Origin of the sequence: Vibrio sp. 1CM8B (assembly GCF_023161685.1) — a bacterium.
Taxonomy (GTDB): Bacteria; Pseudomonadota; Gammaproteobacteria; order Enterobacterales; family Vibrionaceae; genus Vibrio; species Vibrio coralliirubri.
On sequence record NZ_JALNTU010000002.1, the window covers coordinates 390,307 to 404,677 of the forward strand.

The 14,371-nt window shown below is 45.0% G+C and carries 11 protein-coding genes; 3 read left to right on the top strand and 8 right to left on the bottom strand.

Annotated elements, in window-relative coordinates; translation table 11 throughout:
* The first annotated feature begins 92 nt into the window (after positions 1 to 92).
* Positions 93 to 2,438 carry a PilZ domain-containing protein gene (locus MSG36_RS05525; RefSeq protein WP_248366640.1) on the top strand — a complete coding sequence of 782 codons (2,346 nt, stop codon included), beginning with the start codon at positions 93 to 95 and terminating at the stop codon, positions 2,436 to 2,438.
* 122 nt (positions 2,439 to 2,560) lie between these two features.
* Here the strand turns inward: MSG36_RS05525 and serB are convergent, their stop codons facing one another.
* The gene (gene serB, locus MSG36_RS05530) at positions 2,561 to 3,541 is read right to left on the bottom strand and encodes a phosphoserine phosphatase (protein ID WP_017058828.1); all 981 of its coding nucleotides are present in this window, start codon (positions 3,539 to 3,541) and stop codon (positions 2,561 to 2,563) included.
* A 109-nt stretch (positions 3,542 to 3,650) separates the two neighbouring features.
* On the opposite strand from serB, the gene MSG36_RS05535 reads away from it, so the two are divergent.
* Complete coding sequence (locus MSG36_RS05535) at positions 3,651 to 4,262, top strand: YtjB family periplasmic protein (RefSeq protein WP_076655999.1); 612 nt, start codon at positions 3,651 to 3,653, stop codon at positions 4,260 to 4,262.
* Positions 4,263 to 4,391: 129 nt separating this feature from the next.
* Here the strand turns inward: MSG36_RS05535 and deoD are convergent, their stop codons facing one another.
* The 7 genes from deoD to MSG36_RS05570 form a co-directional block, all read right to left on the bottom strand.
* On the bottom strand, positions 4,392 to 5,111 hold the full coding sequence (deoD, locus tag MSG36_RS05540) for a purine-nucleoside phosphorylase (protein WP_017063285.1): 720 nt from the start codon (positions 5,109 to 5,111) through the stop codon (positions 4,392 to 4,394).
* Positions 5,112 to 5,176: 65 nt separating this feature from the next.
* Positions 5,177 to 6,397, bottom strand: coding sequence for a phosphopentomutase (locus MSG36_RS05545; RefSeq protein ID WP_017068223.1), 1,221 nt, complete (start codon positions 6,395 to 6,397; stop codon positions 5,177 to 5,179).
* A gap of 76 nt (positions 6,398 to 6,473) precedes the next feature.
* Positions 6,474 to 7,802, bottom strand: coding sequence for a thymidine phosphorylase (gene deoA, locus MSG36_RS05550; protein ID WP_048615578.1), 1,329 nt, complete (start codon positions 7,800 to 7,802; stop codon positions 6,474 to 6,476).
* A gap of 110 nt (positions 7,803 to 7,912) precedes the next feature.
* The gene (deoC, locus tag MSG36_RS05555; protein WP_010436196.1) at positions 7,913 to 8,689 is read right to left on the bottom strand and encodes a deoxyribose-phosphate aldolase; all 777 of its coding nucleotides are present in this window, start codon (positions 8,687 to 8,689) and stop codon (positions 7,913 to 7,915) included.
* Between the two features lie 516 nt (positions 8,690 to 9,205).
* Positions 9,206 to 10,468, bottom strand: a complete 1,263-nt coding sequence (locus tag MSG36_RS05560) for a NupC/NupG family nucleoside CNT transporter (protein ID WP_017058833.1) — start codon at positions 10,466 to 10,468, stop codon at positions 9,206 to 9,208.
* Between the two features lie 204 nt (positions 10,469 to 10,672).
* Positions 10,673 to 11,485, bottom strand: coding sequence for a TatD family hydrolase (locus MSG36_RS05565; protein WP_248366642.1), 813 nt, complete (start codon positions 11,483 to 11,485; stop codon positions 10,673 to 10,675).
* Positions 11,466 to 11,621: a DUF5363 family protein gene (locus MSG36_RS05570; RefSeq protein ID WP_248366644.1), complete on the bottom strand. Its 156-nt coding sequence runs from the start codon at positions 11,619 to 11,621 to the stop codon at positions 11,466 to 11,468. The genes MSG36_RS05565 and MSG36_RS05570 overlap by 20 nt, the downstream gene beginning before the upstream one ends.
* A 245-nt stretch (positions 11,622 to 11,866) precedes the next feature.
* On the opposite strand from MSG36_RS05570, the gene MSG36_RS05575 reads away from it, so the two are divergent.
* Positions 11,867 to 14,368, top strand: coding sequence for a hypothetical protein (locus tag MSG36_RS05575; RefSeq protein ID WP_248366647.1), 2,502 nt, complete (start codon positions 11,867 to 11,869; stop codon positions 14,366 to 14,368).
* The last annotated feature ends 3 nt before the right edge of the window (positions 14,369 to 14,371 follow it).

Genomic DNA, 14,371 nt, shown 5'->3' on the forward strand with positions numbered 1-14,371 from the left:
AAAATAAACGTTGCAGTCATACCACTTATACTTAAAGATCGATTTAAACTAGTCGATAACATAAATGCACCGTCCATTCTAACAAGAAAAGTATGCAGCAATCTGAAATTCTATCTGTAGCAGAACGTCTTATCCCGGCCTACCACGCCGAAGATTTCGAATTCCTTCTTTCTCAAATGACAGAAGGCGAATCTCCGTCTCTAAAACTGCTGGTTAAAATGGAACTGAATCGTATCATGGCTCCGTGTACAAAGAGCATTGATTTACGTGGGCGCATTGATAATGAATGTCGTCAGTTCACGTTAGACGGCCGTAAGCACTGGCTCGATGACATCGCGTTAAACGCGTATCAACGTGGTACGAAAAAGTTTAAGGGTTACACAGAAGGCGCATGGGAGTTGGTAATGACTCCGCGAGCTCAGCCACTGAGCATTGTTAAAACATCTTCTCAAGGTAACCACGACATTACTAGCGCCAATAGCCCGTATGAAGCAGAAGCTATTAACCTAGGTTACGATTTAAAGCGCCAAGAGAACAGACTCAAGATTAGCTCGCAGGTCGAGATCACCACATCGAAAGGTCAAAGCCTACATGGTGTAACGGTTGATATCTCCCCGTCGGGTGCAAAGTTCAAGGTACCGAGTGCCTTTAGATACAACCTCGGCGAGATCATCAGCGTTAAGTTCTCAGAGCTTATCGAAAAGTCCCAAGAAAACGATGTTAACCAAGCGGTTGAATTTCGTGTTTTGGGTATCGACGAATCTTATGAGAACAACGCGGTCAAATTTCTAAGAACCATCAAGGTAAGCGACAACAATATTGTGGCTCGCTTACTCGATGAGTCTTTAAATAGCACCAGCAAGAAAACCAGCCATGAGAATCAAGATAGGGTCATTCGAACTCGTACTCGAGGAATCGAACACACCTATCTAAAGCACACTTGTAACCTTCCCCTGTTTTTCAGCGGCAGCGAACTCAAGCTTGCCCTACTGACGGATAATAACCATCCTTTATGGCAATACTGGCACGACGAGCGTAATCAACAAGCGCTGGGCACCCTGTTCAACGAGCAACGTATGAACCTGCTGGCGAAACCAGGAGTGAAGGGAACCAGTAACGTTATCTACTCTTTTACCCATGAACACCAAAACAAGACCTTGTTCTATTCAATGATGCTACCTGAAGCCTCTCGTGAACAAAGACAACTGTTCTGGCATATCGGTGGTAAGCGTAAAAGTTGGAAGGCGTTCAAGTTCTCGGTTTTCGAACTGTCAGACACAGAACGACAAGCATTAGCTAAACACTCGGATACGCTAGCTCAAAGCTCAGCTCAACTGACGCATTGCGGAATCTTGCAAGAGATTGGCGATCACGAAAGTGCGGCTGATTATCTTCTGAGTGAAAAGCCACGCATTCCAAGCAGTGAATTGAACCGCTTCCGTCACCCGCGTACTGTCGTCGGTAATATTCAAAGCATCTACTTTGACTCTCAGACTCGTCGTAAAGAGCCGAGATACCAATTTAAGTCACCGTTGCAACTTACATCACAAGATGGCGCAGCGGCGAACGGGCACACCTTAGATATCTCGAAACGTGGACTAAGCATTAGCCTTGAGCACCCAATGGTACTCAAGATTAATGATCCGGTATTAGTGAACTTCAATGAACTGCAGCTCTATGACAAGAACCTGCCACTGAGCACCGTGCCTTACCACGTAATTCGAGTGAGTCCGAATGGCCGCAACGTGCAGTTGGTTATTGCCGAGAACGCCAAGACAATGCGTACTATCGCTTTCCTTAATGGGCTTATCGATCAAAACCAAAGTAAGCTGATTAAGAAGCAAGAGATACTGCCAACGCATTCGCTGCTCGAATCACTGCACAACATTTTGTTGAGCAAGATGGTCAGTAACCCAATATTCATTGATAAGCCAAGTTCAACGCTGCGCTGTAAGATCATTGGTGTGAATTTCCCACTGAATAAGCATCTAGCGTTACTCGCTAAACTTGGTCACAACCAAAAATTCTCACTGGAGCCAATCTTTAAGGGTCACACCAACTCGCTGTTGGCTGAACCACTGAAAAGAATTGAAGGTGCAGAACCGAAGCATCATGACGTGTACATTGCCGCAGTGAAGTTTGGTGACAAGATCCAATCGGTACACACCAAGTTAGTCAAAGACTTCGCCTCAGCAAAGGAACGCATCTTATTCATTAAGAAAGCGCAGCACTTAGGTGATGTGTATGTATTGCGAGTAACCACGGCACCTATCTTTAATCCGCTAACGAGTTTATTCCAGTCGGATTTAGAAGAGCTTTCACGCATCAGTATGCATCAAGCTAAGAAGCTAGAGAATGAGGTGACGGCGTTTATCGGTTATGGCGAGATAGAAGACATTACCGATGAAGTGCTGATTCGATTAGAGCTAACACGCTAGCTTCGAGTGGCGCCTTAACTTAAGCATGAAAATAGAAAAAGCAGGCTGATAGCCTGCTTTTTTTGTGTCTGAGCCACTATTGCTAAATAAGATACATAGCTAATAGCACTTAGGTAGAACTCCTAAGGTTTTGCTTGCCAGCTGATCTTCTGCTGCTTAGCTAATACACCCGACAAGATGCACAGCACCCCGCCTAAACCTGCGTAACGCACAGCGGTTTGAGCTTGCTGCTCTACTTTTGGTTTTGCGTGGTAGGCAATGCCTAAACCTGCAGAGCCCATCATCACCAAGTCATTGGCACCATCACCAACGGCAACAGTATTGTGCAGTTCCAATTCGTACTCTTCAGCCAACTCTACCAAGATATCCGCTTTGGTCTGCGCCGAAACAACATCACCTAAGACTTCACCCGTCAACTTACCATTAACGATCTCAAGCGTGTTCGACTGAGCATGGTCAAGATCAAGGGTATCTTTCAAATAGTCAGAGAAGTAAGTAAAACCGCCTGATGCAATCGCTGTTTTCCAGCCAAGCTTATTCAGAGTATTCACCAGCCCGACCAAGTCTGGCATGAATGGCAAAGACTGACGCACTTGCTCTAATATCGACTCATCCGCACCTTTCAGTGCTCCTACTCGTTGGCGCAGGCTCTGTTCAAAGTCGAGCTCGCCTTGCATCGCTCGTTCTGTGATTTCAGAGACTAACTCTCCCACTCCAGCTAGCTTAGCAATCTCATCAATGCATTCAATTTGAATCGCTGTAGAATCCATATCCATCACGATCAAACCTGGCTTAGATAAGTCTGGGACCTCGCTAAGGCAAGCATAATCAAGCTTTAGCGCTTGGAGGATTTCTTCGTGTGCTGGTGTTAGATTGCCTGACATCAAAGCCACTTCATAATGCCCAACCTTCCACGTATCGAGGATGGTGTTGTAAGTGCCAGTAAAAAAGTCGATGTCATCGAAAGATTGTGGAGATAAGTACTCACCAAACACAATCCAATTGGCTTTGGATTTAGCGAGTTGAGAAGCGAAACGAGTCTCGGGGAGTCGAGTTAATAATGTCGTATGCCTTTTTATCGGCAGATATTTCTGAGCGTCCATGTGTATGATTCCTAATTAACTATGCTAAACGTTAACCTATTGCAATTTGAAAACGCAAGTCTCAATATGTCTTAATCATAACATTTGTTTATTTCAGGCTTCGTGAAACATGAATGAATCATTGTTCTCAATACGTAACGCTTTACGAATGCTAGCCCTCATTTTGTTGGCTACCATGTTCGTTGTAACGATTAAAAATACGGTCGTGATCAGTAAAGGTAACGAGAAGATCCAAGCAAAACAGTTGGAAACTCTTACCAAGCTGCTTATCTCTCAGGCATCACTTTCAGCCAGCAAGATGATCACGCAACAAGACCAAGAGCGATTGCTTGATCTGACTAACCAGCTATCTCAAGACCGACTGGTGTTCGATACCACCATCTATGATGCAGAGGGTATTCGACTGGCTTCGAGTGAAAAAGCCCTCTCGGTACGTGAGGTTCTTGGCTTAGATACGCCACTTTCAACAGCAAGTATCGGCAGACAACAATTAGTTGAACCTATTTATTCACCAGAGAAGACGATCATCGGCTTTATTCGAGTGACTTTTGAAACCGGGAAGATGACGGCGATTTCTGATCACCACTACCGAAAAAGTGATCGCTACATGATCGGTATGGTGTTGATGGGGTTTGTGAGTGGCGTGTTGTTCATCATGCTGATTCGCAGAAGACCGACTAAGTCTGGTGAGAACTTACTGTTGAAGAATGTAAGCTCATAATCACACTAGGCTGACAATAAAGACACTAGATTGAGAATAAATATCGCAATCCAATAAAAAGCCCCGACGCTCAGGCAGCAACGGGGCTTTTTGTTATCTGTTAACTTATCAAGCTAAGACAAATCAAGATTATTCTTGGTCGCCAAGCAACACAGAGTCCAGTGCGATAACCATCATGTCGTTGAAAGTAGTTTGACGTTCATCTGATGTCGTTTGCTCACCAGTCTTGATGTGGTCAGAAACAGTACAGATCGTTAGAGCTTTTGCGCCGTATTCAGCACATACACCATAGATGCCAGCTGCTTCCATCTCTACGCCAACAATGCCGTATTTGTCCATTACTTCGAACATCTCTGGATCTGGCGTGTAGAACAACTCAGCCGAGAACAGGTTACCGACTTTTACGCCGACACCGAGAGCTTTGGCTGCATCTTCTGCCGCGCGCACCATTTTGTAATCCGCAATAGCCGCAAAGTCATGATCTTTAAAGCGAATACGGTTCACTTTAGAGTCAGTACATGCGCCCATGCCGATCACCACATCACGCACTTTGATATCTTCGCTCACTGCACCACAACTACCCACACGAATGATCTTCTTCACACCAAAGTCTTTGATCAGCTCAGTCGCGTAAATAGAACAAGATGGAATGCCCATACCGTGGCCCATTACCGAAACCTTACGACCTTTGTAAGTACCGGTGTAACCAAACATGTTGCGAACGTCGCACACTTGAACCACTTCTTCTAAGAAGGTTTCAGCGATGTATTTAGCACGTAGCGGGTCGCCTGGCATTAAAACTACGTCAGCGAAATCACCCATTTCAGCATTAATATGTGGAGTAGCCATTGAAAATATCCTTAATCTCAAAACAAAAAAAGAAGAGAGAGGTTTCCCTCTCTCTTCGTTAACTATTATAGAAAGCTTGTACCGTGTCCCATTGGCGATGTACCAAAGTAAGACGCTAAGCTTTGACCGATATCAGCGAACGTATCGCGACGGCCTAAAGAACCGGCTGGAACCTTCTGACCGTAAACAATCACAGGGATGTGCTCACGAGTATGGTCTGTACCTGGCCATGTCGGATCACAGCCGTGGTCAGCGGTTAGGATAAGCACATCGTCTTCTTTCATCATATCGATGATTTCATTGATGCGACCATCGAAGTACTCAAGTGCCGCTGCGTAACCAGCAACATCGCGGCGGTGACCGTAAGCTGAGTCGAAATCAACGAAGTTAGTGAACACGATAGTGTTGTCGCCCGCTTCATTGATCGCTTCTTTGGTTGCTTCAAATAGCGCAGGGATACCTGTTGCTTTGGTTTTCTGAGTGATGCCACAACCCGCGTAGATATCAGAGATCTTACCGATTGAGTGAACGTTACCGCCCTTCTCATCAACCAACTTCTGAAGAATGGTAGCTGCAGGTGGCTCAACAGAAAGGTCACGACGGTTACCAGTACGTTCGAATTGACCTTTGCCCGGGCCAATGAACGGACGAGCGATAACGCGACCAATGTTGTAGTCTTCTAGCTCTTCACGAGCAATCTGACAAAGGTCTAATAGGTTTTGCAGGCCGAATGTCTCTTCGTGACAAGCGATCTGGAAAACAGAATCTGCAGAAGTATAGAAGATAGGCAAGCCAGTCTTCATGTGCTCTTCACCTAGGTTATCTAGGATTTCCGTACCAGATGAGTGGCAGTTACCTAAGAAACCAGACAGGCCCGCACGCTCAAGGATGCGGTCAGTCAGTTCTTTTGGAAAGCTGTTCTCTTTGTCGGTGAAGTAGCCCCAGTCAAACAGTACCGGAACACCTGCGATTTCCCAGTGACCTGATGGCGTGTCTTTACCAGAAGACAGCTCAGCAGCGTGACCGTAAGCGCCAATGATCTCAGCGTCTGCATCCATACCAGGAGCAAAACGACCTGTAGACTCTTTGTGAGCCATCGCTAGACCTAGCTTAGACAGGTTTGGCAGTGTCAGTGAACCTTTACGATCTGCATTGTCTGCAAGACCTTGGTCACAATGATCTGCGATGTGGCCCATAGTGTCAGAACCTACATCACCAAATTTGTCCGCATCCGCTGTTTCACCGATACCGAATGAATCTAAAACTAAAATAAATGCTCTTTTCATTTTCTTCACCAACTTATTGCTCTTTGCACCAGAACTCTGTTTATCGGTATACGCGAGGCATACCGATATCTGTTATTTACACGTCTTCAGAACGAATCTGACGGTAAACGTCTGGCGTTGCTGTATATTCTCCGCCCACAGTGATTGCATTTTGTAATGCAGTTGCAGCTTCTTGCCACTGTTGTTCGTTGCGAGCATGAATCATTGCTAATGGCTTATCTTCACTTGCTACTTCACCTAGGCGAATGAAGTGATCAAAACCGACGGCGTAATCAATGCTGTCAGTTGCTACACGACGACCGCCGCCCATACCAACCACAGCCATACCAATTGCACGAGTATCCATTGCTGATACCACACCGCTTTCTAGCGCGTACACTGGCTTAATAATGTCTGCTTTTTCTAGGTAGTTATCGTAGTTCGTTACGAAATCAGCTGGACCACCAAGGCCCGCTACCATCTTACCGAAGCACTCTGCTGCTTTACCGTTATCCAGTACTGCCATCAGTTTTTCGCGCGCTTCGTCTGAATCTTTAGCTAGGTTACCCAGCACCAACATTTCAGCACACGATGCTAGAGTGATCTCTAACAAGCGAGGATTACGATATTCACCCGTTAGGAACTGAACCGCTTCACGAACTTCTACTGCGTTACCCGCTGAAGAAGCCAGAACTTGGTTCATGTCCGTTAGGATTGCTGTTGTCTTAGTGCCTGCACCGTTTGCTACTGCAACGATAGATTTCGCTAGCTCCTCAGATGCTTCGTAAGTCGGCATGAATGCGCCTGAACCTACTTTTACATCCATCACTAGAGAATCAAGGCCAGCGGCCAGTTTCTTAGATAGGATTGAAGCAGTGATTAGCGAGATGTTATCGACTGTTGCTGTGATATCGCGAGTCGCGTAAACACGCTTGTCAGCAGGAGCTAGATCGCCTGTTTGACCGATGATAGCCACGCCAGCATCTTTCGTTACTTCACCGAACACATCATTGGTTGGTGTAATGTTGTAACCTGGAATAGATTCTAGCTTGTCTAGCGTACCGCCAGTGTGGCCTAAACCACGACCAGAGATCATTGGAACGAAACCGCCACATGCTGCCACCATAGGGCCAAGCATTAGAGAAGTAACGTCACCAACACCACCAGTAGAGTGTTTATCAACGATTGGGCCATCAAAGTTCATGTGGCTCCAGTCAATCACCATGCCTGAATCACGCATTGCACACGTTAGTGCGATACGTTCTGGCATCGTCATTTCATTAAAAAAGATAGCCATTGCAAATGCTGCAATTTGACCTTCAGAAACCGTGTTTTTAGCGACACCTTGAATGAAGAAGTTAATTTCTTCAGCTGTTAGGACTTCGCCATCACGTTTTCTGCGAATAATTTCTTGAGGTAGATACATTAGTTCCTCCCAAACTCTAGTGAGTATGGTTTGTAGGGAAAGAGGTAATGTGGAGTGACTTAACGCCACTCCATCAAACAGACTAAATCTTGTTACACCCGATTGGGATATTAGTATGCTGCTGGATCAGCAGTCTGGTCTGTCACTTCTAATGTATTAAGAAGGTTAGTTAGTAGGCTTGAAGCACCAAAACGGTAGTGCATGTTGTCTGCCCACTCAGCGCCTAGTAGCTCATCAGCCATTGCTAGGTATAGAGCTGCATCTTCAGCAGTACGTACGCCACCAGCTGGCTTGAAACCAACTGTTTTAGCAACGCCCATGTCACGAATAACTTCAAGCATCATGCGCGCGTACTCTGGAGTCGCGTTTACTGGCACTTTACCTGTTGAAGTTTTGATGAAGTCAGCACCTGCTTCGATACAGATTTGAGAAGCTTTCTTGATCAGTGCTTCTTCTTTCAGTTCACCTGTTTCAATGATCACTTTAAGCGTGATGTCACCACAAGCTGCTTTACACTGTTTAACTAGCTCAAAGCCAACTTCTTCGTTGCCAGCAATAAGAGCACGGTATGGGAATACTACGTCAACTTCGTCTGCGCCGTACGCTACCGCTGCTTTTGTTTCTGCAACAGCAATTTCGATGTCGTCATTACCATGAGGGAAGTTAGTTACAGTCGCAATGCGTACTTCTGGAGTACCTTGCTCACGCAACGCTTTCTTAGCTGCTGGGATAAAGCGAGGGTAAATACAGATTGCAGCGGTGTTGCCTACTGCAGTCTTCGCGTCATGACAAAGCGCCACTACTTTTTCAGTCGTGTCGTCGTCATTTAGCGTAGTTAGGTCCATAAGTTTAAGTGCACGTAGAGCTGCTGCTTTTAAATCGCTCATTTCTATCTCCGATCAATATATTCAAATAGTTAACTACTTCGCCCTCCATCCAGTATAGATGGATATTTTAGTAATGCTCAGTAGCCACAAATGAACGGACTTGGTTCCCTGAAGACTTGATAACTTTCGCTACCAATTGCAATCCTTGTCACCGCACAGTACCAGTTTGGTCTATGGCACAACAAATCAGTCATGTTGTGTCTAACATCTATAGCGTATCGCTAATTTTGGCTTAATCCCAGAAGAATAACGTTCGAGTTGATTTCGAGGTTACTTTCTTGCCAACAGAGACATCCTATCCCTTTAGCTTATACATTATAGGTATCCATCAATAAATTGTAGTGCTCCTTAGAACGCAAACGGTTTGTATCTCAAAAAAAATTCTAGACCCATTAATCGACTTCAAGCTGATGCTTATGCCAAAGAAACACTAGGCCTAAAAACAAAAAAGCCCCGCAGCAATTTCTTGCTACGGGGCGATATTATTATGGCGTCTATATATCGATTTCTAACTAATTAGAAAGACAGGAAGAAGCCAGCAATTGTTGCTGCCATCAGGTTAGATAGAGTACCAGCAATTACCGCTTTAACACCCATACGTGCGATGTCGTGGCGACGGCTTGGTGCAATACCACCTAGACCACCTAGAAGAATCGCAATTGAAGAAAGGTTTGCGAAACCACATAGTGCGAATGCGATGATAGCTTGAGTCTTCTCAGACATCACTTGACCAGTTGCTGCAACAACTTGAGCGTTTTCACCAACGTATGGTACGAAGTTTAGGTATGCAACGAATTCGTTAACAACTGTCTTCTGACCAATGAAAGAACCAGCAATAGTTGCTTCTTCCCATGGAACACCAATGATGAATGCTAGCGGTGCGAAGATCCAACCTAGAAGAAGTTCTAGAGTTAGGTTTTCCATACCGAACCAACCACCGATGCCACCTAGGATACCGTTGATTAGAGCAATTAGACCGATGAATGCTAGTAGCATTGCACCAACGTTAAGTGCTAGTTGTAGACCAACTGATGCGCCACCTGCTGCTGCGTCGATAACGTTAGCTGGTTTGTCATCGCCACCGTCCATTTCGTCAGCGATGTTGTCGTCTGGCGTATCTGTTTCAGGCTTGATGATTTTAGCGAATAGTAGACCACCAGGTGCTGCCATGAATGACGCTGCAACTAGGTACTCTAGAGGTACACCCATAGATGCGTAACCTGCTAGTACACCACCAGCTACAGAAGCCAAACCACCACACATTACTGCGAATAGTTCAGAGTTAGTCATTTTAGGAACAAATGGACGAACAACTAGAGGTGCTTCAGTTTGACCTACGAAGATGTTTGCTGCTGCAGACATAGACTCGGCGCGAGAAGTACCTAGAGCTTTCTGAAGACCACCACCAAGAACTTTGATTACAATTTGCATAACACCAATGTAGTAAAGTACAGAGATAAGTGCAGAGAAGAAAATCAGAGTTGGTAGTACTTGGAAAGCAAAGATGAAACCGATACCGTCAACTGAGAAGTTAACTAGGCTGCCGAATAGGAAACCAGTACCGTCTTTACCGTAGTCGATCACGTTTGCTACACCAGCAGAGAAACCTGCAAGTAGATCACGACCCCAAGGGATGTAAAGTACGAATGCACCAAGTGCGAATTGGATAGCGAAAGCGCCACCCACTGTTCTTAGATTAATAGCTTTGCGGTTGTCAGATAGTAGTACTGCGATTGCGATCAGTGCAACCATTCCGACTAGGCTCATAAACAGGCTCATAGTTTATGACTTCCTTATTAGTTATTTATTGGCGTGTTACAAAATGGGGCTATAAAGCGGAGGCAATTATACTCATGCGACCACTAATAAAGTAATGCCGTCCTCACACTTTCGTAGAAGATTCATGTACCATTCACACACAAATGTGACCCATATCACAAGCTCAGTGCAATTTACGCAAACGATAAACAAAAACCTTCGATTTTATTCACATATACCGAATGCGCGATGGCTATTTTGCCAAATTTGCGCTGCAATCGATTGCTTTGGCTCTTTTCTAAGCAAAAAAAGTTCATTTAAGATCGTAACTAAATATTTGGAATGATTAACATTTCCTTGGTTTCCATACATGGGCATGTCCGGAGCATCCGTTTCCAATACCAGACATTCAAGGGGCAATTTTGCGATGGTTGTGCGTGTTTTTTGCGCTCTTGGGTAAGTTATCGTTCCACCGACGCCAATATAGAAACCGAGCTTGATCCACGCTAAAGCTTGCTGTTCACTCCCTGAAAAACCGTGAATCACCCCTCCAAAAGTAAACTTGTGTTGCTTTAACAACTCAATAAGTCGGTTGTAAGACTTCCTCTCATGGATGATTAAAGGCAGCTCAAACGCCTTGGCAAGTTCCATTTGTTGGATGAAAAAGCGCTCTTGTTTCTCTCGTTCAACGCCCACAAAAAAGTCGAGTCCGCACTCACCTATCGCAACACATTGGCTGTTTTTTGAAGAGAGTAATTGGCGAAGTTCCGAAAATTGTTCGTCATTGGCCTGCTCTAAAAAGTAAGGATGGAAGCCTAATGCATAGTAAACATTGGGGTGAGATTGAGCGATTTTGTCGAGTTTTTTCCAGTTACTTTTACCAATAGAAGGAATCAGCAGCTTCTCAACTTGGGCTTGTTTCGCTTCTTTAACGTAACCTTCAATACTTCGAGTAGGTGCAAAACCTTGCTCAAACGCTTCAAAATCCGCATGGCAATGAGTATCAAACAGCGGAAAGTCACTTATTTGCTGTGTCATCTTCCCTGCTCTCCGTTTGTTTCCCTTGAGGATCACGACGATAAGCAACACAACTGCGCTTGTTCTCAGGCGTTAAGCCAAGCTCTTCACACCACTTATCGTATCTTTTAACCCAAGCTTTTATCCAACCGAACATATTTACCTCGCGCCTTCTATCAATACTTATGAAAAGCCAACACATAAAGTAGAGAACTCAAACTACACATACAAATCATTTAAAAGCCTAATGATTAGCCAAAATATCATAAAAGCATAAATCCAATTTATACATTAACACTAGCTGGCTATATTGTTGAAAATCTCATCAGAACAAATAATAGCCGCACTTGCCAAGGAGGCACCGATAGCAAGACGCCTAATTAAACGACGAGATCCTACATTATGAAAGCATCACTCTTAGCCATTTCAATTTCTAGCGTGTTAGTTGCACCAGCTTTTGCTACTGCTCCTCAAGTAGACGTAGAGCTAGCAAATCAGCAAACCCTTCAGCTCATTGATGGACAAATGAAAGCGGTTGATGCTTCTGTTCAGTATAAGTTAAACGAACAATACGCGAATGCAACTCCGGGCACGACAGCCACAATCGATGACGTCACTTACGAAAAACAATCTAACGGCACTTGGGCTGCTGTTGGTGCGGCTTCGGCTGCGTTGGTTGCAGGGCTGTTAAGTAGCTCTTCATCTTCCAGTTCATCTGACAACGGTAATACAACCCCAGAACTTCCAGTCACTACTTCAATGGACAGTGTTGGTACATGGAAAGTCGCGGATAATGACAGTGGATATATTGTGACTCTTGCTGGGCAAGAGGTTTATGTTGATTCAAGCAATGTGACACTTAACAACGATGGTACAGCAACCATTGTCGTGAACGATCGCAAACTTATAGTAGGAATCAATGGAGACGAGCTTTACCGAGTAGATCAAGTTAGCCGTCCGGACTTAGACATTCCAGACTGGGGCGATACGCCTGACTTTGGTAACGATATTATTGATCAAGGTTGGACTCGCGTCGACATTGGCGCTGGCGTTCAAGACTTCTACCGCTTTGAAAAAGTGACGGAAGATGGGGTTAAGACTGTTGAAGTAAACGATCAGCGTAAACATGACGGCGGTGTTCATATCAGCGTTAATGGTGGTGATTGGAAACACTTCGACGGCTCTAAGATTGCTGCAGCCAAAGACTTCATCGAAGAGCACTTAAAGCCTGCTGATATGCCTCAGCTATCAGATCCAGAATATGGTAACGGTATTGTTGGCCAAGGTTGGACTCGCGTCGACATTGGCGCTGGCGTTCAAGACTTCTACCGCTTTGAAAAAGTGACGGAAGATGGGGTTAAGACTGTTGAAGTAAACGATCAGCGTAAACATGACGGTGGTGTTCATGTCAGCGTTAATGGTGGTGATTGGAAACACTTCGACGGCTCTAAGATTGCTGCAGCCAAAGACTTCATCGAAGAGCACTTAAAGCCTGCTGATATGCCTCAGCTATCAGATCCAGAATATGGTAACGGTATTGTTGGCCAAGGTTGGACTCGCGTCGACATTGGCGCTGGCGTTCAAGACTTCTACCGCTTTGAAAAAGTGACGGAAGATGGGGTTAAGACTGTTGAAGTAAACGATCAGCGTAAACATGACGGTGGTGTTCATGTCAGCGTTAATGGTGGTGATTGGAAACACTTCGACGGCTCTAAGATTGCTGCAGCCAAAGACTTCATCGAAGAGCACTTAAAGCCTGCTGATATGCCTCAGCTATCAGATCCAGAATATGGTAACGGTATTGTTGGCCAAGGTTGGACTCGTGTCGACATTGGCGCGGGTGTTCAAGATTTCTACCGCTTAGAGAAAGTGACTGAAGACGGTGTAAAAACAGTTGAAGTTAACGACCAGCGTAAACACGATGGTGGTGTTCATATCAGCGTTAATGGTGGTGACTGGAAACACTTTGATGGCTCTAAAGTTGCCGCTGCTAAAGACTTCATCGATGAACACTTAAAGCCTGCTGATATGCCTCAACTGTCTGACCCAGAATACGGTAACGGCATTGTCGGTGAGGGTTGGACTCGCGTCGACATTGGCGCGGGTGTTCAAGACTTCTACCGCTTTGAGAAAGTGACTGAAGACGGTGTAAAAACAGTTGAAGTTAACGACCAGCGTAAACACGATGGTGGTGTTCATATTAGCGTTAATGGTGGTGACTGGAAACACTTTGATGGCTCTAAAGTTGCCGCTGCTAAAGACTTCATCGATGAACACTTAAAGCCTGCTGATATGCCTCAACTGTCTGACCCTGAATACGGTAACGGCATTATCGGTGAGGGTTGGACTCGTGTCGACATTGGCGCGGGTGTTCAAGACTTCTACCGCTTTGAGAAAGTGACTGAAGACGGTGTAAAAACAGTTGAAGTTAACGACCAGCGTAAACATGACGGGGGTGTTCATATCAGCGTTAATGGTGGTGATTGGAAGCACTTCGACGGATCTAAAATTGCTGCAGCTAAAGACTTCATCGATGGGCACCTAAAACCTGCTGATATGCCACAAATCGATCCCCCTGCGAAGCCAACTATTTCTGCAGGGTTAGAAGGAGACAACATTGTTATCACGGTAAATGGCAAATCTCAAACGACTGACTATATAGCTGAAGCTGATGACCGTGGTGTCGTTCACATCAAAGATCGCCACGGAAATATTGTGGGTGAAGGCTACATAGATGAAGTAAATGGAACAGTCACTTTTGGGAACGGTATTGTTATAAATGACCGAGGTGATGTAACACTCCCTCCAGCGGTTAAAAACAACTTAAAAGACAGAGTACAATCTATCGACCCAGCGAAGTTACAGAAAGCGAAGTCAGCAATTCAACAGCGTTTACGCAGCTAATAG